Source organism: Candidatus Methylomirabilota bacterium, assembly GCA_003104975.1.
Classification (GTDB): domain Bacteria; phylum Methylomirabilota; class Methylomirabilia; order Methylomirabilales; family Methylomirabilaceae; genus Methylomirabilis.
This window is the reverse complement of the sequence record PQAM01000010.1, coordinates 116,678-137,453: the sequence shown is the minus strand read 5'-3', so window position 1 is coordinate 137,453 and position 20,776 is coordinate 116,678. Positions and strand designations below refer to the sequence as shown.

General features: G+C 59.8%; 19 protein-coding genes and 1 pseudogene. 15 read left to right on the top strand and 5 right to left on the bottom strand.

Annotated features, from left to right (window positions below; all coding sequences use genetic code 11):
- Nucleotides 1-187 precede the first annotated feature (187 nt).
- The 5 genes and pseudogenes from C3F12_07505 to C3F12_07485 all read right to left on the bottom strand — a co-directional run bounded on the left by C3F12_07505 (nt 188) and on the right by C3F12_07485 (nt 3,655).
- On the bottom strand, nt 188-565 hold the full coding sequence (locus C3F12_07505; GenBank protein ID PWB45913.1) for a hypothetical protein: 378 nt from the start codon (nt 563-565) through the stop codon (nt 188-190).
- Between the two features lie 777 nt (nt 566-1,342).
- Nucleotides 1,343-2,008, bottom strand: a complete 666-nt coding sequence (locus tag C3F12_07500) for a serine protease (protein PWB45912.1) — start codon at nt 2,006-2,008, stop codon at nt 1,343-1,345.
- A gap of 197 nt (nt 2,009-2,205) precedes the next feature.
- Nucleotides 2,206-2,553: a hypothetical protein gene (locus C3F12_07495; protein ID PWB45911.1), complete on the bottom strand. Its 348-nt coding sequence runs from the start codon at nt 2,551-2,553 to the stop codon at nt 2,206-2,208.
- A 327-nt stretch (nt 2,554-2,880) separates the two neighbouring features.
- Nucleotides 2,881-3,288 (bottom strand): annotated as a pseudogene (locus C3F12_07490) (methyltransferase).
- Nucleotides 3,227-3,655: a hypothetical protein gene (locus tag C3F12_07485; protein ID PWB45910.1), complete on the bottom strand. Its 429-nt coding sequence runs from the start codon at nt 3,653-3,655 to the stop codon at nt 3,227-3,229. The pseudogene C3F12_07490 and the gene C3F12_07485 overlap by 62 nt, the downstream one beginning before the upstream one ends.
- A 132-nt stretch (nt 3,656-3,787) precedes the next feature.
- Between C3F12_07485 and C3F12_07480 the strand changes: the two genes are divergently transcribed.
- From C3F12_07480 to C3F12_07410, 15 genes are all read left to right on the top strand, one after another.
- Complete coding sequence (locus C3F12_07480) at nt 3,788-4,288, top strand: hypothetical protein (GenBank protein PWB45909.1); 501 nt, start codon at nt 3,788-3,790, stop codon at nt 4,286-4,288.
- Complete coding sequence (locus C3F12_07475) at nt 4,279-5,214, top strand: methionyl-tRNA formyltransferase (protein ID PWB45908.1); 936 nt, start codon at nt 4,279-4,281, stop codon at nt 5,212-5,214. Before C3F12_07480 ends, C3F12_07475 begins: the two co-directional genes overlap by 10 nt.
- A complete protein-coding gene (locus C3F12_07470) occupies nt 5,165-6,583 on the top strand; it encodes a 16S rRNA (cytosine(967)-C(5))-methyltransferase RsmB (protein PWB45907.1) in 1,419 nt (472 codons plus the stop codon). Before C3F12_07475 ends, C3F12_07470 begins: the two co-directional genes overlap by 50 nt.
- A complete protein-coding gene (locus C3F12_07465) occupies nt 6,580-7,110 on the top strand; it encodes a hypothetical protein (protein ID PWB45906.1) in 531 nt (176 codons plus the stop codon). The genes C3F12_07470 and C3F12_07465 overlap by 4 nt, the downstream gene beginning before the upstream one ends.
- 614 nt (nt 7,111-7,724) lie before the next feature.
- Entirely contained in the window at nt 7,725-8,969 is a 1,245-nt protein-coding gene (locus C3F12_07460; protein ID PWB45905.1) for a hypothetical protein, read from the top strand.
- 81 nt (nt 8,970-9,050) lie between these two features.
- Nucleotides 9,051-10,268 (top strand): hypothetical protein, encoded by a 1,218-nt coding sequence (locus C3F12_07455; GenBank protein PWB45904.1) that lies wholly within the window; start codon nt 9,051-9,053, stop codon nt 10,266-10,268.
- A gap of 18 nt (nt 10,269-10,286) precedes the next feature.
- On the top strand, nt 10,287-13,382 hold the full coding sequence (locus C3F12_07450; protein ID PWB45903.1) for a CusA/CzcA family heavy metal efflux RND transporter: 3,096 nt from the start codon (nt 10,287-10,289) through the stop codon (nt 13,380-13,382).
- Between the two features lie 83 nt (nt 13,383-13,465).
- Nucleotides 13,466-13,798, top strand: coding sequence for a hypothetical protein (locus C3F12_07445; protein PWB45902.1), 333 nt, complete (start codon nt 13,466-13,468; stop codon nt 13,796-13,798).
- Nucleotides 13,799-13,869: 71 nt separating this feature from the next.
- Nucleotides 13,870-14,109 carry a hypothetical protein gene (locus tag C3F12_07440; protein ID PWB45901.1) on the top strand — a complete coding sequence of 80 codons (240 nt, stop codon included), beginning with the start codon at nt 13,870-13,872 and terminating at the stop codon, nt 14,107-14,109.
- Nucleotides 14,109-15,083 carry a hypothetical protein gene (locus C3F12_07435; GenBank protein PWB45900.1) on the top strand — a complete coding sequence of 325 codons (975 nt, stop codon included), beginning with the start codon at nt 14,109-14,111 and terminating at the stop codon, nt 15,081-15,083. The genes C3F12_07440 and C3F12_07435 overlap by 1 nt, the downstream gene beginning before the upstream one ends.
- Entirely contained in the window at nt 15,049-15,462 is a 414-nt protein-coding gene (locus tag C3F12_07430; protein ID PWB45899.1) for a copper resistance protein, read from the top strand. Before C3F12_07435 ends, C3F12_07430 begins: the two co-directional genes overlap by 35 nt.
- On the top strand, nt 15,459-16,655 hold the full coding sequence (locus C3F12_07425; GenBank protein ID PWB45898.1) for a hypothetical protein: 1,197 nt from the start codon (nt 15,459-15,461) through the stop codon (nt 16,653-16,655). The genes C3F12_07430 and C3F12_07425 overlap by 4 nt, the downstream gene beginning before the upstream one ends.
- A gap of 505 nt (nt 16,656-17,160) precedes the next feature.
- Nucleotides 17,161-17,379, top strand: coding sequence for a DNA-binding protein (locus tag C3F12_07420; protein ID PWB45897.1), 219 nt, complete (start codon nt 17,161-17,163; stop codon nt 17,377-17,379).
- 131 nt (nt 17,380-17,510) lie between these two features.
- Nucleotides 17,511-17,894: a hypothetical protein gene (locus tag C3F12_07415; protein PWB45896.1), complete on the top strand. Its 384-nt coding sequence runs from the start codon at nt 17,511-17,513 to the stop codon at nt 17,892-17,894.
- A gap of 553 nt (nt 17,895-18,447) precedes the next feature.
- Entirely contained in the window at nt 18,448-20,760 is a 2,313-nt protein-coding gene (locus C3F12_07410) for a TonB-dependent receptor (protein PWB45895.1), read from the top strand.
- Nucleotides 20,761-20,776 lie beyond the last annotated feature (16 nt).

The following is a 20,776-nucleotide window of genomic DNA, read 5'->3' as shown; positions in this document are numbered from 1 at the left end:
CTTACCTGGCTAATGGACCATTATACGGTAAAGAAGTAATACGGCAATACCGTAACAATGCTAAATTGACGGGTGTTAACGCTCGCGCTCAGCGGCGCCGAGCGAAGTGAGGAAATCTTCGGGAAGCAGGGGGTCGGAAGGCGCGTTGTTGGGCCAGAACCCACTCTCCATCAGAATTGAGCCACCTCTATCCCTCTTTTTCTCGGTACGAAAGGATAAGTAACGAGAGCGCAGACCCCAGAAGGCCTGCGTTGCGAAACGTCACAGCATCGACCCCGACAAAGATGAAAATGAGTGTCATTTCGAGAGCAAGCAGCGATGATGCCGCACGTACACACCAGCGTGGGAAAAACCATCCAAAGAGGCAGATTGCGATCATGATCTCTCCAAGTCCCTGCAGTCGCAGGTAGATATCAACTGAAGCGATCGCGTTGGCAACGTGGCTCAGCCAGCTGGGCACGTACTTGTGGAAGACTGCAGGATCAGTCAGCAGGAAGAAGCCCGCGTAGAGGTTTGCAAAGCCGCAACCCAGTCGTAAAGGCCATTCTGGATGTATCCTCATCATGGCCCTCCAGAAGAGCACGTGCCAAACAACACCTTACGCTCTATCTCGTTGCCGGGCACAACCTTCCACTCAACGCCGCCTACCCACCAGGTCCACCACCTGGATCTTTTCCGGATGCCGGGTCAGCCTCAGCCGTCCCAGAACACCCGTCATGCGCTTTCGTCCCGCACTTCCAGAGTCCTCGCACCTTCCATGTCCTTCGCGATCGCTGACATGCTCGGCCCTCCTTGACTCCCCTTGCGGGGGCTACGAGGTCGGCGCCAACGGATTCCCTTCGCGGTACAGCCTACTCGGCTTGCACCTCCTTCTTACTTAGAGAGGAATGTTTCGCTTCACCACACCCGGTTGCCCAGATGCCGTGGTGCTTGCGGAAAGGGTCTGGTCTCTTCCCTCAGCTTTGTAGCGGAACCGGCGGCACGGTTGTGGTTAGGTTAGACACTCGACATTCAGTCCACATGCGTGTCTCCTTCCGCACTGCAGGACTATCCGGTTCATTCTACCTCTCCGATGTCCGCATGTCTAACGCGGCTGCGGATCAGCGACAGGCAGATGCGCGAGAGTACCCGCGTGGACAACCGGCCACCGCGGCCGCTTGATGACCAGTACGAGGGCACCGTACAGAAAGCGGATGGCAAGCCGCAGCCGCGATGGCACGGCGCGAAGCGCTCGCGTCATCGCTCCGGTTCAGCGGCCCGAGCAGCGGCTTTGCAGCGACGCTTCATCAGACCCTGACGCCCATTTTGCTCCTGCCATAATGATGGCGCGATTCCGGCGGCGTCAGCATGGTTTCTTGTCAATGAGATTCCCAGGCGGGTTGTAGTTGCAGACGATGACCAACCAGCCTTTCCTCTCGCCCGTCTGGATGATCGCCTTGCCGGCTCCGATTTCGGTCGTGTCCTTCCAAACCATTTGGGTGTAATGCCCTGCCTTGAAGTTCCCGAACGAGTCCGGAATCGGAGTTCCGGGAGTGTAGAACTTGATTGCGGCGTACCAGCGTTCGGCACCAGACAGTACATCATGAGCGCCGCCGAATCCCCACGCGATATTCTCACCGTATTTCTGCTTCCACTTACCCTCTCGTGGCCGATGTCTCACCTCTCCGGTCCTAGCCACTTCATTTGCCCACTGCTGCGCAAATGTGGCCACTATCGGCGACCATTTGACAGGTCCAACACCCACCTCCACGCGAACCTTGTTGTGATACTGGACTAACTTGTTGGCTTCTTTGGTGGTGAGCGTAGAACCGGTATCGGTCTGTGCCGCGCTACTGGCGATCGCCGGCAGGTTAAGCGACGCCATCCCAAGCAGGATTACGATCCAGCGAATCCCGGTCCTGCTGATATCGGGGCAGCTAAACCGATTGTGCACAGCGCGAACGCCCGTCTGTAGGTCGCACGGAGACAGGTCCCCTCGCATCTTTGAATTGGACTTCTCCTTCGGCATCCTCCCTCACGGTGACGCTCGTACCCCTCTGCTCGCCTCCTGCCTGCCAGCAGGCAGGTCAGCTCAGCGATCACTTGGCGCGAGGACTCTCACCTCGCTCCTTTATGTCATACGTGGCACACACGTTGGACGTCTCCCATTTTGTGATGCGAAGTCGGCTGGACACTGTCTGTAGGCGGCCAGGCCAAAAAGAACACCTACACGGGCAAGCCTTTTATGTCGTCGAGCAGCTCGCTGAGAATCCGGTTACTTTTGCCCCAGTCATATAACTGACCCTTAATAACCGTGGCAGCTTCAACAGACGTGCCCCGCCCCTGTCGTTCAATGGTAATCACAAGATCGCCCGCGAAGCTCCATATATCCGAAGGGAGATCCGCCTTGAGCAAACAACCGTCTTGACCTTGCTGAACTTTATTGAGCGGCTGTCCATGACGGGCAAGCGAGCAAATTGTTGCGACGAGTACCTTACCGGAGGGCCCGCCAACAAGTTCCTTGCGCGTCTTACCTGTTTTGATGCCAAGAGCGGCATAGAATAGGTTGCACAATCGCTCCGATCTTGGCTAAAGACACACCCGCAATGGGAACAAACGCCTTGTCGCACAGTTCAAGAAAATCCTCCGCAGACATACGCTTCTGGGATTGTGAGGCGTGACGCGCAATTAAATCTCGCACCTCAGGTTGGCGCAGAAGAACCTCATATCGAATTTCGTCAGCCCAATCTTGCGAGAGTGGTTCAGGATCGTTATCAGCAATGATTAGCTTCGTCCCGCAGTGAGAGCAGTAGGCGCCGTAAGCTGTTGCACCACATTGATGGCAATACATCTCCTCATCCTCCCCACCCTTGCGGGGTTGTCGAGCCGTCTAACGGAACTAAGGAACTTCGACCCGTTCTCGACCTCGTAGGATGCATTAGCAATCTTGTGCCAGATGATCGGGTTGAGGTTATCGAATCCGATACGCCGGCACATGACGCAGATGTCGGCGTGCAACGGGAAAACCAGGTGGCGTCCGAAATCCCGCCTTGCGACGCACACATCCCCGACAACGCACACCATACGACCACCGGGAACAAGTATTCGGTAGACGTGTCGCCAGACCTTCTCCAACTCAAAGAGGAATCCTTCATAGTCCTGGATATGGCCGAGTTGGTCAGGGTTCTCATTGTACCGCTTGAGATTCCAGTACGGGGGCGAAGTCACGACAAGGTGAACCGAAGCGTCACTGAGAAAGGACAGGTCGCGCGAATCGGCATTGAGCAGTCTGTGAACAGTCTTTTCCATGTAGCCATCCAAGCCCGCCCAGATGGGCCGCGAGAACCCTGGCAAAACGTTCAAGAGAAAGGTCTTCCGCCGGCGTCGAGAAATGTCCCAGGATCCCCCCGTCAGCTGTTGAGGCAATGAAGGCCGCCGTGGTGTAGTGTCGCTCAAGCACGAGCTTCCGACAGAAGAGTTCATACCGACGCAGATACGACGCGCCCATGAATTCCGGGAATACCGTGAAATGCGGCTCCTGCACCTTGACCGGTCGGTTGGACGCCTCGCAGTCTTCCAGCCGGTGGCGAATGATGGACTGCACCGTTCGGATTCTGATCCCATCCTGACCCTGACACAACTGATCTTCGAGGAAGATTAGCACAAACTTTTCCATTTCCCAATCCAAGTCTGTGTTGTGGTAGAGGCTGGGAGGGTCAAGGATCGTGTGCGTGTGCTATAGTGACAGTGACGCGGCGCATCTTCCGGGCGTCAAGGACGTAGAAGATCGGGGAAGGACGGTACAACAATGCGGTTTGTGGCCGATGCGATGTTGGGGCGGTTGGCCAAGTGGCTTCGCCTGGTGGGATATGACACGCTGTATTGGCGAGGCGACGATGCCAGGCTGGTGCGCCTGGCCCTGGCGGAGAACCGGGTGGTGCTGACCCGCGACACCCGTATCGCACCACGGCTGCCGCCCCACCTGACGCTATTGATCACCAGCGACCACTACGATGAGCAGATTCGCCAGGTTATTGTTCACTTTGGGTTACCGCCTCGGGTCGGCCGTCTGTGCCTGCGCTGCAACCTACTCATTGAAACGGTCGATAAGACCGAGCTGCAGGGCGAAGTTCCCGAGTTCGTCTGGCGCACACAGGAACGGTTTACGCGGTGTCCCGGGTGCCGCCGGATCTATTGGGAAGGAACGCATTACGTTCGGATGCGGGAAACCATCGAGCGGATAGCAGCCCACGGGACAATACGATCTTCGATGGAACCATACATGAAAGGGAATGGACGATGCGCCTAAGCTTCATGGGGACGCCGATCTTCGCCCTACCGTCACTCAAAGCGCTCATGGCTGCCGGGCACGAGATCTGCCTGGTCGTCACCCAACCCGATCGACCGGCCGGACGCGGCCGCGTCTCTACCCCGCCGCCGATCAAACTCGCCGCCCAGGAACTCGGCCTGCCACTACTGCAGCCCGAAAAGGTGGGCGAGCCGACAGTCATTGCCGCGCTGCAGGCGGCCCGGCCTGAGGCGATCATCGTCGTCGCCTATGGCCAGCTTCTCCCGAAGTCGATCCTCACACTGCCGCCCCATGGCTGTCTGAACGTTCATGCGTCGCTTCTACCTAAATACCGCGGCGCGGCGCCGATTTCGTGGGCGATCATCAGAGGCGAGACCGTAACGGGGGTGACGATGATGCAGATCGAAGCGCGAATGGACGCCGGGCCTCTATTGCTGCAGCGGGCCGAGCCGATTCGACCGCACGATACGACCGCAACCCTGTCCGAGCGACTGGCCGTGCTGGGAGCGAAACTGTTGTGCCAGACCCTTGATCAGGTAGCGCGCGATACCGTCCACTTGGTCCCACAGGATGAGTGCAGAGCGACCTATGCGCCGAAGCTGCTTCCCACCGATACACACCTGGACTGGGCCCGCGATGCCTGGACGCTCGATTGCCTGATTCGGGGTCTCTGCCCGGCACCGGGCGCGGTAACGAATTTTGGCGAACGGCACATCAAGGTCCTGCAAGCCGACGTCGAGGCGGCGGTCGACTCTCTCCCAGGTACCGTGTGTGCAGTGGATCAGAAAAAAGGGATACTGGTGGCCGCCAAGTCCGGAGGGTTGTGGCTGACGCAGGTCCAGCCGGAGAACCGCCGCGCCATGGCCGCGACGGAGTTTGCGAGAGGATATCGTGTCCGTGTCGGTGACGGCTTTGGCACGTTCTAGCGCCCCGCCATTCCACGCAAGGCGGCTTGCGTACGAGGTATTGACCCGGGTAGAGGAACAGCGGGCATACGCCGGCCTGCTGCTGGACGCAAAGCTCGACAAGGCCGGTCTTTCGCCACAGGACCGGGCGCTGGCGACTGAACTGACGTACGGCGTCCTCCGCTGGCAGGGGCGTCTCGACTATCTGCTGGCCGCCATCGTCGATCGGCCATGGGAGCAGGTCGATCCGGTGCTCCGCCGTCTCCTGCGTCTCGGCGCCTATCAGATCCTGTTTCTTACGCGCATCCCCGCCTATGCCGCCGTTCACGCGACGGTCGCCTTGACTCACGACATGATCCGCAGTCCGGTCAAGCGGGGCGCCACAGGCTTCACCAATGCGATCTTGCGCCGATTGCTGGCGCAATACGATACCATCGCGTTCCCGGACCCCTCCGCCGATCCGGTCGGCGCCCTCGCAACGCGCTGGTCGCATCCGGCTTGGCTGGTCAGACGGTGGCTCGTTCGCCTGGGGCCGACGGAGACCGAGGCCCTGCTCAGGGCCGACAACGACGCCCCGGCACTATCCGTCGTCGTGAACCGGCTCAAGAGTCGCCCGGAGGCGGTCGAGGCCCGTCTGACCACAATTGCAGGATCGGTGACGCCTGGTCGGTTCGTCCAGGGGACCTTTCACCTGACCGATGGCGCCGAGGTCCTGCGCGATCCGGCCTTCGCCGACGGGTGGTATTTCCCCATGGATGAGGCAGCCGCCCTACCGGTCGTCCTGCTGGATCCTCGACCGGGCGACGTCGTATTGGACGCCTGCGCAGGAGGCGGCGGGAAGACGGCTCTGATTCTCGGACAGCTTGCCGGGATCGGGCGGGTCATCGCGCTCGATCCGAGCGCTCGCGCCCATCGACGCCTCCGAGCCGCCGCGGCGCGCCTGGGCCTTAATCGGGTGATCCAGATTCAAGCCGATGCCCGACAGGCGTCTCGGTTGTTGACCTGTCAGATCGATAAGGCATTGGTGGATGCGCCGTGCAGCGGTCTCGGTACGCTGCGGCGCCATCCTGAGCGGAAGTGGCAGCAATCAGAGGCGGGTCTGGCATCCCTGGCACACCTGCAACTGGAGTTGCTTCACGGCGTGGCGCCGCTGATCAGACCCGGAGGCATCCTGGTCTACAGCACCTGTTCCCTTGAGTCCGAGGAGACCGACGCCGTCATTGAAGGCTGCCTGCACGACTTCCCGGATTTTGCCGTGGATGAGGCCCCCGCCGGCCTTCCCGCCACCGTTGCCACACTGATCGATTCACAGGGTGTGCTTCGCACCTGGCCGCACCGCTGCGGACTCGACGGCTTCTTCGCCATCCGACTCCGCAGGCGTAACAGATGAGATTGCTCCGTCTCCTCGCCAAGGGACTTACCGCTGCCCTCGTCCTGATCGCCGTCGCCGTCGTCAGCGGCGCCATCACGGTGTGGCTGATGACAGACAAGGATAAGGTCCAGCTCCCGCGGGTCATTGGCATGGACTCGACGGCCGCGATGGAGCTGCTGCGTGAACAGGGGCTTCAGCCGAAGGTCAGCGGGCGGGAGCACAACGAAGAGGTCCCACAAGACGCCGTCCTGTTCCAGCGACCCGCCAGCGGCTCATGGGTGCGGAAAAACAGCGAGGTCCGTCTGGTGGTCAGCCAAGGGAGCGATGCGGTCGCGCTCCCGAACCTGTCGGGCCTGGCCTTGCCGCAGGCCGAGCAACTCCTCCAGCGATACGGCTTCACACTTGGCCGGGTGGCGCGGGTTCACTCGTTCGAGCGCCAGAGCGGAGAGATCATCGCCCAGGATCCTGAGGCCGGCGCCGTGATCCGGAGGGGTAGCTCGGTCGCCGTCCTGCTCAGCCTTGGCCAGTTTGACACTATGCCGTGACCCAGTGGAACTTGACACAGCAGCAGATCGACTGATAGACTGCGTGCTATGTTGAAAGATGCCCCGAATCGCGAAGGCCGTTCACAGAGGTCACCAAGTCCTCGGGGATTGCGTTCCGTGCAAGTCCGACGATTCGTTGCCCGTATGCTCGTGATCGTATGCGTCAGCCTTCTGCCCCTGCACAGCGGGGCGATCGGGGTTGATGGCTACTCTTTGTGGACCCTCAGTCAGGTTTCGCTCCTCACTAGTGATCAGCCGGACAATTTATTCGCCCAAGCCCCAGTCATGAAAGCCCCGTCGGACGGTAGGCATGCTCCCACTACGACAGCGATCCCGCACTGTGATTTTGAGGTCAGTCCGATTGATCATCCGCCTCTCTGTCTCTTCGCCCCGCCGGAATCCGTCAGGACGCGCGACCGGCAATCTTTCCCCACCCCCCGCTTTTTTACGAGTGATCCAACGTCCCCGCCGCCTCGCCACGCGTAATCTTCCTTCCAGCTTCGAGACCCCTTTTCAGTTTTGAAGCTGTCAGTTTTTCGTGAGAGTGAGGAGTGGTCTCAGTATTACCCAACCTCACCACTCAAAACTTCTCTTTTTTTGAGGAGAACGGACAGATGAAACAAAAGGACCTTTGCAGGATAATGATCCCTTTTCTGGTCGGGTGCAGCATACCGCTGTCCGCCGGCGCCCAACTTCAAGAGGTCCCGCGAATGCTTTCGCTGACCGATGCCCTACAGATTGCAGGGCGGCACAACCCCGGACTTCAGACAGAGGCAACGGCCACACAGATCGCGCGTGGAGACGCAACCACCGCCGCGCTGCTCCCCAACCCTGAACTTCAGCTCAGGTCGGAAGGGTTTCGCGGGGGATCGTTTAAAGATCGACAGGAGCTGTTCGTTGAAGTCAGCCAGGAGATTCAGACAGCCGGCAAGCGTTCCCAGCAGATCGCTGTCGCGGGTGCGAACCTGCGCGCGATCGAGGCCGACGTCGACAATACGGCACGTCTACTCCGGTTTGCGGTCAAGCAGGCGTATTACCAGATCGTGCTGGCCAAAACCGATCTCGCAGCAGCCCGCGGCCTGCTGGCCGACGTTGACCGGACCATCCGCGCCAAGGAGGAGCAGTTTCAACTCGGCGAGATCTCCGGTGCGGAACTACGGCGGGTACAGGTCGAGCGCTTCAGGGTCTTTGACGACGTCGTCGCCGGAGAGTTGAACCTCAAGCAGGCCAGGGCCGCGCTCCTGGCGCTGCTCGGCCATCCCGACTCCGCAGCCGAATTTGATGTGACAGAAGAACTGGTGAAGGGCGAACCGATCGGCGGTTTGGCAACGTTGCATGCCGAGGCCCTGCAGGCCCGCCCCGACCTGAAAGCCCAGCGTCAGCGGATCGTCCGGGCGCATGAACAGAGGGGACTCGAGCAGGCGAGGCGCTTCCCGAATCTGTTCCCATTTGTCGGCTACAAACGGGACTTCAGTGAAGACAGCGTCGTATTCGGCGTGACGGCGCCGCTCCCCCTGTTTAATCGCAACCAGGGGGGTATCGTTCGGGCCCAGGCAGAACAAGAGCGGGAATCGTTCCAATCCAGGCGGCTCGAGACCCAGGTGCTTTTGGAGGTCGATCAGGCATTCAACCGATTTGAGAGCGAACGACGGCGCCTCGAGGGACTGGAGACCGAATACCTGCCGAAGGCCCGCGAATCGCGAGAGATCGCCGAGGCTGCCCATAAGCTGGGAGCCATCGATCTCACCGCGTTTCTGGATGCACAACGGACCTTCCGTGAGGTCCAGCGGCTTTACAACCGCTCCTTATACGAACTGAGCATTGCGAGATTTCAAGTCGAGGCGGCCGTCGGCCGTTAGGGGTACATCGTGATCGCACATTTATTTTCTAGCTTCAGCCGTCAGCCGTCAGCCGTCAGCCTTCGGAACCTTGCATTGCCAATGATATTCATTGCGGCGGTCTTGGCGCTGGTCGCTTGCAGCCGCGCCCCCGAACAAAAACCGGTGAAGCCCACGAGTAAGCCTGACCCGGACACGGTCACGATTTCGGCCGAGACTCAGGCCAGGTTCGGCTTTGCCGTCGCCCGGCCGCAGCGTATCACGCCGGTCCGGCTCATTGAAGCCACAGCGGCCATCGCGCCGGATCCTGCCCGTGTCGCCCACATCGCCCCACTGGCCAAAGGACGGCTGGAGCGCGTTCATGTACAGGTTGGGGATTCGGTGAATCAGGGTACCCCGCTTTTCGAGTACGACAACATCGAACTGGGCGAGGCCATTGGGGACTACCGCAGTGAGTTGGCTGAACTGCGGAAGGATCGCGCGCACCTGGAGCACGCGCAGCGAACATTGGAGCGAGGCCGGTTGTTGCTCGAAAAGGAGGCCGTCGCTGCAAAGGAGGTTCACATACGGGAGGCTGAGTATCGGGCTGCCGAGGCAACAGTGGAAAATCGGAATGCCAGGATCGCACGAATTCAGGAGAAGCTTGTTCGCTTCGGGATGACGACTCAGCAGATCGAGGACCTCGCATCCAGACAAGAGGGCGGTCTTCCCCCTGAAACTTCGCACACGATGGTCAGGGCACCGATCGCCGGAGTCGTGATCGAGCGCGAGGGGGCACCCGGCGAGGTGGTCGGTTCCGAGAAACAACTGTTGGCGCTCGCCGACCTCTCCAATGTCTGGACGCTGGTGGATATTTATGAGAAGGACCTGGGTCAGGTTCGACGCGGGACACCTGCTGAAATCAACGTCGAGGCCTATCCGGGGGAAACCTTTCGCGGCACCATCAGCTATATCAGCGATCTGCTCGACCCCGACACGCGGACAGCCAAGGCGAGAGTGGAGATCCCCAACCCTCAACGCAAATTGAAGCTCGGAATGTTCGCAACCGTCCGACTTCGAGCCCGGGTTGCCGATGGGGCTGCGACGGTAACGGCCATTCCCTTAGCGGCCATCCAGCAGATCGATGGACAGCCGTCGGTGTTTGTCAAGCTCGACGCGGTCAGGTTTGCGCGGCGAAGGGTGAAGCTTGGCCCCGCGTCAGGAGACCTCGTTGAGATCGCCGAAGGCCTGAAAGGGGACGAACAACTCGTGACCACGGGCAGCTTCACACTGAAATCCGAGTTTCTGAAGGAACAACTCGCCCAGGGGCAGGGTCAATAACCCCCAGAAGGATCTTTCATGCTTCAGCGTATCTTTGAGCTGTCTCTGGAAAACCGATTTCTTGTCCTGATCCTGACCGGTCTCGTTATCCTCGGGGGCATTATCGCCTTGCGCGACCTGCCGATCGACGCCGTCCCGGACATTACGACGGTGCAGGTACAGGTCCTGACCAAAACAGCGCCCATGGGTCCGGTAGAGGTAGAGCGATATGTCACCTTCCCGATCGAAGCGGCCATGAGCGGCCTGCCGGACCTGGAAGAGCTTCGCTCGGTGAGTCGATTCGGTCTCTCGGCCGTCACCGCGGTGTTCAAGGACCACGTTAACCCCTACTTTGCCAGACAACTGGTGGCCGAACGGCTCGCGACGGCCAAAGAACAGATCCCCCCCGGCTTCGGAACGCCGGAACTCGCGCCGGTCACGACGGGGCTGGGCGAGGTGTACCAGTTCGTGGTCAAGGGCGAAGGGTTCACGCCGATGCAACTGCGCGAGATCCTCGATTGGCAGATCGCCTACAGGCTGCGCGCGGTCCCCGGCGTCGTAGAGGTCTCGCAATGGGGCGGGTACGCGAAGCAGTACCACGTGGTTGTAGACCAGAGAAAACTTGTCTCGTATCGAATTCCTATCGGTCGGGTGTTTGAGGAGCTTGAGAAGAATAACGCCATCGCCGGAGGCGGTTATATCGAGCACAACAGCGAGGCCTATGTGATTCGAGGTGAGGGACTGGTCGAAACTCAGGAGGACCTCTCCCGCATCTTGGTGGGCACCGGACCGGGCGGCACACCGATTACAATGGCGCAACTGGGTCAGGTGAGAATCGATGCCATGCCCCGCATCGGCGCTGCAACGCAAGACGGCGTCGGTGAAACGGTTGTCGCCATGGCGCTGATGCTTCGCGGCGGCAACGGTCGTGTCGTAGCCGAACGGATTAAAGACGCGGTCGAGCGGATGAAGCCGAGTCTGCCGCCCGGGGTCTCCATTGAGCCATACTACGACCGATCAGACCTTGTCAACAAGGTCATCCGAACCGTCACCATCAATCTGACCGAGGGCGCGCTCCTCGTGATCGCAGTGTTGCTCCTCTTACTCGGTAATCTGCGCGGTGGTCTGATCGTCGCCGCAGCGATCCCCCTCTCCATGCTGGTGGCCTTCACGGGAATGGTCCGGACAGGGATCTCCGGCAACCTTATGAGCCTGGGCGCGATCGATTTCGGACTGATCGTGGACGGCGCCGTCGTGATGATTGAAAATATCGTCCGGCATCTGGCGGAAGCGCGAGGGGTGCGGAAAGCGGAGCGTCCCCTCATTATCCTCCGAGCCGGGCGGGAGGTCCTGCGGCCAATCTTCTTCGCGGTCAGCATTATCGTCATCGTCTACCTGCCGATCCTCACATTACAGGGCGTCGAGGGGAAGATGTTCAAGCCGATGGCGTTCACGGTCATTTTCGCCCTTCTCGGATCGCTCATCTTATCGTTTACCCTGATGCCGGTCCTGGCGTCTCTCTTTCTGCGGGGGACAATCAGCGAGGGCGATTCGTGGGTGCTGCGCCGCGTCAAGATCCTGTACCTGCCGCGACTCGCGTGGAGCGTCCATCACCCGAAGATGACGGCCCTCATCGCGGGATCGGCCTTCGCGCTCAGCCTGATATTGGTGCCCTTCCTCGGCGGGGAGTTTATCCCGCAGCTCGATGAGGGTGACCTGGTGTTGCAGACCTGGCGTCTACCGAGCACTGCATTGAACCAATCCATCAAGGACTCTCTTGAAATTGAACGTGCCCTCCTCCGCTTCCCTGAGGTGCGGCAGGTCGTGTCGAGGATCGGGTCGCCGGAAATCGCGACCGACGTCATGGGAATGGACATGTCCGATGTCTTCGTGGCCCTCCGACCGCCGCGGGAGTGGAAGACCGGCATGACCAAAGAGCAGTTGATCGACCAGCTTGCCGCAGCCCTCGCGTCTGAGGTTCCCGGCGTGGGGATCAGCTTTACCCAGCCGATCGAGATGCGTTTCAATGAATTGATCGCCGGCATCAAATCCGACATTGGGCTCAAGATTTTCGGGGACGATCTCAAGATTCTCAAGGCAAAAGGGGACCAGGCGGCCCACATTCTGCGACAGATCCGTGGGGGCGAGGATGTCCGGGCCGAGCAGGTGGCCGGTCTCCCGGCGCTGCGGATCCAGGTAGACCGACGACGGATCGCCAGATACGGGATCAACACAGCCGATGTCCTGGCCGCTGTGGAGGCTGCCGGCGCCGGGCGGGTGGTGGGAACGGTCTTTGAAGGGCAGCGACGGTTTGCCCTGGTTGTCCGAGCGGTCGGCGGCAGTCCGACCGATCTCCCCTCCTTTCAGAACTTACCGGTCGCGGCGCCGAACGGCGCCCTCATCCCCCTGGCCCAACTGGCCTCTGTCAGTATCGAAGAGGGTCCCGCCCAGGTCAGCCGGGAGGATATCAGCCGGCGGATTGTCGTGGAAGCCAATGTGAGGGGCCGCGACCTCAGCTCGTTCGTGCGCGAAGCGCAGGACCGAATCGCCAAAGAGCTCACATTGCCGCCGGGCTATCATGTCAAGTGGGGCGGACAATTTGAAAACCTGGCGCGGGCAACAAGTCGCCTGGCCATCGTCGTTCCGCTCTCGCTGTGCCTGATCTTTGTCCTGCTGTATACCACTTTCAATGCGGTCCGACCTGCGCTGTTGATCTTTCTGAACGTTCCGCTGGCGGTAACCGGTGGAGTACTTGCGTTGGCCGTTCGCAGTTTACCGTTCAGCATCTCGGCAGGGGTCGGCTTTATTGCGCTATTTGGCGTGGCCGTCCTGAACGGCGTGGTGTTGATGAGTTATATCCTGCACCTTCGCGAAGAGGGGCTATCCGCGCGTGATGCGGCGTTGAGGGCCGCTGAGATCCGTCTGCGACCGGTCCTGATGACGGCTTTGGTAGCCGGTCTCGGCTTCATCCCGATGGCGCTGTCCCACGGCGTCGGCGCCGAAGTGCAGCGTCCGCTGGCCACGGTCGTCATCGGCGGCCTTATTACCTCGACACTACTGACACTCCTCGTCCTCCCGAGCCTCTACTACTGGTTCGAGCGTGAGCCCGGAAACGACGTGTCGTTTTCTGCTTGACAGCGGTAATCCGGCTTCGATAATTTAGTTGCACCTAGTAAAGAGAATTTCGAGACCGCACGGCAACCGGAAGTAGAGTTTTCATGCAAAGATCAGATCAAAGGTCCCCGGTTCGCTTACGCCTTACATCTTTTGTGGCGGCATCTATCAGCCTGTACCTGCTCCTCAACGCGTTCCTCATTCTCTGTCTCATCCATCCGCACAACAGGCACGTGCAACACCAGGCCAATGGTCACCTCGCCTCGATCTGTGCATGGATTCATAAGACCGTTGCCCCTCACGCGCCATCAACGGGAGTGATGCTCCCTGTCGTTGCGGCAACACTACTGATCCTGATACCGCTTCTCCCGCGCTTTTCCCAAATCCGGATTATTCGGTGCACCGGACGTTCCCCACCCCAACTCTGTCTCGCCTGATTGTAACTCGACAGTTTCGGCATCCACCAACTACTGATAACAGTAGAACATGCTTTGCGGGCGGCGCGTGAATGCGTTTGTCACGCAAGTCCGTTTTCTTAATTGGTTGGAAAGTCCCCCGTGCCATTGCGAGGCGAAGCCGAAGCAATCTCATAGTCCTTGAGGACAACGACGGTGAGATTACCACGCTCGCGCTGGACGCTCGCAATGACGAGCCAGTGGTTGGCGTGGTCTCGCGACACACGCCCATGCTCATGGGCGCGCCATCGGCGCATGGGGTATCGCAAGTCTATTTTCAGGAGGGAAGATGATGCATCAACTGACCGGTTGGCTCAGTATTCGCTCATTGCTGTTGGGCATGGCTGTGGTGATCGCGTTACCGACCACCGGCTGGACCCACGGCGTCGTGGGTAAGCGGTGGTTTCCATCGACATTGGCGGTTGAAGACCCGTTCGTCTCCGACGAGTTGAGTACGGTGGTCGAGCACATCAGGGAGCCAGAAGCTTTAGAGACCGAGATCGAGATGGAGCTGACCAAGCGGTTGACCCCGAACCTGGCCATCGGGGTGGGCGGGACGCGCAGCATCATCAGGCCTCGCGGTGAAGAGGGCGAAGAACACAACCATGGTGAGGCGACCGGCACGGCCCACGGCTGGCAAAATCCGGAGTTTATGCTCCGTTATCAGTTTATTCGCGATCCGAAGCGCGAAATCGCCGCGACTGCCGCCCTGAACGTTTCGCCGGGCGGCGTCGGCAACAGGTCGGTCGGCAGGCTCTCCGGGACGACCGTCAGCCCGGTTGTACAGATCGGTAAGGGGTTCGGCGATCTCCCAGACTGGGCCGACTGGTTTAAACCGGTAGCGGTCACAACGTCGCTCGGCTTTGACCTGCGCACCAACCGGAATAATAGAGAAGAAGACGCCCAGCATGCTTTCGCCTGGGGAGCAACCGTGATGTACAGTGTGCCGTATCTGCAGTCGTTTGTAAGAGACGTGGGGCTCCCATGGCCGTTTAACCGCTTATTCCCCATCGTGGAGTTCGATGGGGAAACCCTGGTCAGCGGGCATGAGAAAGGCAGCCACACCGCCTTTGCGAACCCCGGCCTGATCTGGGCCGGGCGATATATGCAACTGGGCGTCGAGGCCAGAATTCCCCTCAACAGTACATCGGGCAAGAGCGTCGGAATCTTAGGGATGGTGCACTTCTTCCTCGACGATATTGCGCCTGATATCTTTACCTGGACACCGTTCCATGGCGTACTGGGACCGCAAACACTTCCACGATAACCGTTCGTGGGGATCATGGTGCAGCGCGACAGCGCTTGCGATAGGGCTGATTCTGACGGCCGTATCGTCCTGGGGTCATTCGTTTCCCGACCACTCGGAGCCTCGCGTGGGCTGGGCGGTAGACACGCCCCCGGCTCAGGTCAGGATCTGGTTTGACGTTCCTATCGAGTCGATCTTCAGCACCATCAAGGTGGTCGATGCCAACGGGCAACAGGTGGATAAACTCGACGGACGCGTCAATCCGGCGGACCACACGCTCCTGGAGGTGAGTCTCCCGACGCTGCCGCCGGGACGATATCGAGTATTCTGGAACGTGATCTCCATCGACACGCACCGCACCGAAGGCGACTATCCGTTCACCATCAGGCCGAAGCCATGATCGATCTGCAGCTCCTTCCACCGATCATTGTCCGCTACCTGGGGTTTGTCAGCCTCACGATGCTGGTCGGCGGCTTCGGCTTTGTATGTCTGATCCTTCCGCCTGGTCTGTTATCGCGCGAGGGCTATCAGATCCTGGATCGACATCTTGGACGGGTTCAAGCCGGCTCAATTATATTGCTGGCGCTGACGAGCGTGGCGGACTTGATTCTCAGAACCTTGACGATGAGCGGCGGGAGCCTGTCCACATTGGGCGTCACCCTTCCGATGGTTCTTCGGCACACCCACTTCGGGACCATATGGATGGTCAGGATAGCACTGCTGGCGTTGCTGGCCGCAGCCTGGTGGCTCCGCATGCAGGGGGCATCCGCTCCCTCGCGGTTCGCCTGGATCGCCGCGGTCCCCCGCGTGGGACTGTCAGGCATGACGTGGTGGCTCAGACTGCTGGGGACGACAGCCGGCCAGAGTTTCGCGTGGGTGTCCTTCTTCGGCGCCTGCTGCGTCGCGCTGACCACGACCCTCTCAGGCCATGCGGCCGACTGGGGTATCGTGGCAGTGCCCGTACTGGTCGACTGGGTCCATCTCATCGCCATTTCGATCTGGATCGGCGGGTTGTTCGCCTTCGGGTTCGTCCTCAAGCGTTCTCTGGCAGCGCCGGGTATGGAGGAGATGGTGCGCGTGCTGTCGTCCATTGCCAGGCTCTTTTCGAGAATAGCAGCCGGCTGCGTTGCCGTCTTTCTGACGACCGGTTTTTACAGCTCCTGGCTGCAGGTCGGCTCCCTCTCCTCTCTCGTCACCAGTCCATACGGGTGGACCCTGCTGGCGAAACTCTCGGTCGTGGCGCTCATCCTGATGATCGCCATGGTCAATCGGGTCTACTTTCTCACCCGGTTGGGACCGAGCACAACCAGGCACGGCCGACCGGTCCTCAGAGCGGTTCGTCATGCCGAGAGCAATCCACAAGCGGTCAATGAAGTTGGGGACGACCGGCGTATGCGTTACCGATTCTCCCGGTTTGTCCGATTGGAGTGGGTCATGGTGATGATCACGCTGGCCTGTTCGGCCTTCCTCACCCAACTGATGCCGGGCCGCCATGTACGTCACCTTGAACATCTCAAACTGCATCAGCATCATAGCAGCCATTCCCCGACGCACGACCAGGATGCGGCGATACCGCCGTTAGCGCAAAGGTAGGCGAGCATGAAGACAGTCGACTGGTCCCGCATACGATATGCCACAGTGCCGGCCCTGGCCCTGGTCCTGTCGTTACTTACATTCGAGACGGTGCGGTACTCGGCTCACCACCTCGGTCATCTGAACCGGCCGAACCAGTGTGCGGTTGCCTCAGCCGCCGCACACTTAGCCGGCACCGTCGTCGAGTCCGTGGCCGTCGAGCAACCTGGTGTACTCTGTGAAATCATCTCAGAAGCCCGATCGACTGATCCTTCTACCACCTCTCTCGGTCCTGCCAAAGGACGCGCTCCTCCTCCTCCTTTCGCTGCCTGAACCTCACGCCATTAGTTCGCAACTCCCCTCACCCGCGCCCTCTCCCCAAAGGGCGAGGGACACGTACACATCTCCTCTCCTCCACTGGGGGAGAGGATGAAGGTGAGGGGGCACGAGGCCCGACATTCCATGATGCATGAGTGAGCCGAAGGGGGATGGCAACCTGCAACGAATCTTGGGAGGAGTCACCGCTATGAACAAGTGTTTGTTGCGCGTCGATGAAGCGGCAACGCTGCTGAGCGTCAGTCGTTGGACCATTTATCGGTGGGTGCAGGAAGGCCGCCTGGAAGCGACGAAAGTTGGAAAAGGCAGTCTCCGTATCTTTCAGACCTCTGTGGCTGAACTGATCGAGCAGAACCGGATCTGGGACGCCACACTCAGCGAAGACCGACTGAACCTTCCGGTGCGCTAGCGTAGGAAAGGTTGTCACGGACGGTTTTCCTCGCCAGAGGAGGGGGATGGGCGTGAGTGAGAAATATTTTGTAGCAATCGTGAGCAGGCGTCTGTAGACATCCCCGTACGAAGCACGTAGAAGGTTATTGAATGAGGATTGCGACTTCGGCATATAAGACTATGAGGAGTTCGGTATTTGCCATGGCGCTCGTAAGGAGACCTTTCCACGAACCTCGGCCTCTCAGACCCCTTGCGGTATCGGCGCTCGGGCTGTATCTGCTGGTTCATGCGTTCCTTATCCTGTGTCTGGTCCACCCCCACAATACCCACCTTCAAGGGCAGGCGGATAGTCATCCCGTCTCTGTCTGTAACTGGGTTCACAAAACCGTCGCCTCTCATGTCCCATCGTCAGGGATTGTCCTACCCCTGATCGCGGCTACGCCGCTCGTCCTCCGACCGTTGTTGCAGCGCATTCCCGAGAGCTGCCTTATCAGGCTGACCGGCCGCTCTCCTCCCCTGCTCGTCCTCGCATAACTCTTTCCAATCACGCACTCAAGCAGCAGACACCACGATCATCTCGTTGCGCTTCGACCTCTGAGTCCGCTCCAGGGCTGAGGCGGGTCCTGCGAACGATGAACGCTGTGTAGGCAGCCATCGGGCTTCGGCCCGCGTGTGCGCCCCAGCGTCGCAACAGCTCTTACTCGCTATCCTCCTGCATTGGGCTTAAGGATAACGAACATTGGAGGTGCCATCGTGAACATCACACACGTGGGAAGACCGCGTCGAGTCACGAGCCGACGCCTATCCGGAGAAAAGCAAGCCTACTCGTCGCGTGACTACTTCGGTGAAGCGCTCCGTATCCTCGACAACGATTTGACAATCGTGCCTCAACGCGAGCATCTGGCGGCACTTTGGGGGTTGGTGGTCGGCCTGACGCGCAGGCTGACGCAGACCCTGGTCGAATACCGGGATTATCAGTCTCCTGCTATATCAGAGATACCCGTGGCAGAGCGAGACGCGAGCGTTGTGAGGCGTAACGGGAATCACTGCAAATAGGTCATCCTGCACATTCGTACTGGAGAAAACGATGGGACGACGCAAATGTAACCGTACGTACAAGCGTGTAGCAGCCCTTGTCGGCCTGATCACGCTCCTGACATGGGGCGCCCGCGCAACAGCAGAAGAGGAAAAAAAGGAAGAGGTGACAACACTCAAGGAGGTGGTTGTTACTTCCACCGCTATCGACAGTGTCTTTGTGCCGCTGAACGCATCCATTGTCGACGGGCCAAAGCTACAGTCCCTGTCGTCCGCCACCAACGATACGGCCAGCCTGCTGAAAGAGCTCCCTGGCGTCAGCCTCTACGGCGCAGGCGGGATCTCCAGCCTGCCGGTCGTGCACGGTCTCGCCGACGATCGTCTGCGCATCAAAGTTGACGGCATGGACCTGATTTCAGCCTGTCCGAACCACATGACCCCGCCGCTTTCGTACGTCGATCCTTCCGACATCGGCAGCCTCAAGGTATTCGCGGGTATCACGCCGGTGAGCGTCGGCGGCGACAGCATCGGCGGCACGATCCTGCTGGATTCCCCGATGCCGATCTTTGCGGCCCCCGGCGAGACCTACAGGCTGAGCGGTCATCTGAGTTCGTTTTATCGCAGCAACAATAAGGCCCGCGGCGGCGACTATTCGGCGTCCTTTGCCACAGAGATCTTCAGCGCCACCTACAGCGGGTCGGTCGTCCACGCCGATAACTACACGGCGAGCGGCACCTTCAAGCCGGCAGGACCGGCTGCGGTCGATAAACCCGGAAATATTCTCGACGGCGATGAGGTCGGCTCCAGCTCGTATAAGGCCGAAAACCACAATCTGGCCTTTGCGTTGAGACAGGCCAACCATCTGTTCGAAGTGAAATTAGGCTATCAGTATATTCCGGAGCAGGGCTTCCCCAACCAGCGCATGGACATCATCAGCAACACCCAGTGGCGGCAGAACCTGCGCTATCTCGGCCAGTTCGACTGGGGCTCGCTGGAGGCCCGCGCCTACCATGAGACCGTACGGCACGATATGGATTTCGGCGATGACAAACAGTTCATCTACGGGGCGCCTCCCGGCATCGTCTCGCCGGGTATGCCGATGAATGCCGACAGCCGGAATCTTGGCGGCGCCCTCAAGACCAGCATCGATCTGACCAGGCAGCACACCCTCCGTCTTGGAGGTGAATATCAGTATTACCGGCTGCACGACTTTTGGCCGCCGTCCCCCCGTACCTTACCGCCAGGCTTTACGTTCGGAGGCATGGCGCCGAACACGTTTCTGAATATCAACGACGGTACGTGCGTGCGACAGGCGCTGTTCACCGAATGGGAAACGCGTCTGCATCCGCAGTGGCTGACGCTGCTCGGCGCCCGTTACGAGCGGGTCAAGATGGACACCGGCGACGTACAGGGTTACAACAACGTGGCCCAGGGATTTGAGTTTGCGGCCGATGTCTTCAATGCCCGCGATCACGACCGCACCGACCATAACTGGGACCTCACGGCGCTCACCCGTTTCACGCCGACCCCGATGCTGAGCCTCGAATTCGGCTACGCGCACAAGACGCGCTCGCCGAACCTGTATGAGCGATACACTTGGTCGACCAATTCCATGGCCATGGTCATGAACAACTTCAAGGGCGACGGCAACGGCTATGTCGGCAATCTGGATCTGGATCCGGAAAAAGCGCATACCATCAGCGGTACCGTTGACGTGCACGCCGCCGACCGGACATGGGAATTCAAAGTGACGCCGTACTATACCCACGTCACCGACTATATCGATGCCCGACGGTGCCTGCAAAGCGGAGCGAATGTCATCTGTGGGGTGCCGGTCAGCAACACCCCGACCAATCAATTCGTACTTCTGCAGTACGTGAACCAGACGGCCAGGCTCTGGGGCGTTGACGTGTCGACCCATATGCCGCTCGCCAGGATCGATCGTGTGGGTGAATTCAACCTCGCCGGCCTCTTCAACTACACGAACGGAAAGAACCGCGCCACCGGCGATGATCTGTACAACATCATGCCGCTGAACGGCAAGGTAGCGCTGCGACACCGACTCGGCAGCTTCGACAGCAGCGTCGAGATGGTGATGGCAAAGGGAAAAAATAATATCTCCGATGTACGAAACGAGATCAAGACATCGGGCTACATCCTGGCCAATCTGCATGCGGCCTACAACTGGAAGACGATGCGGCTCGATTTCGGCATCGACAACCTGTTCGATAAGTTCTACTCGTTGCCGCTTGGTGGCGCCTATACCGGCCAAGGCATGACCATGGGCCTCAACTCGATCCCGTGGGGGATTGCCGTTCCCGGGATGGGGCGGTCGTTTAATACCAGACTGACCTACAGATTCTAATTCACATTCTCACACC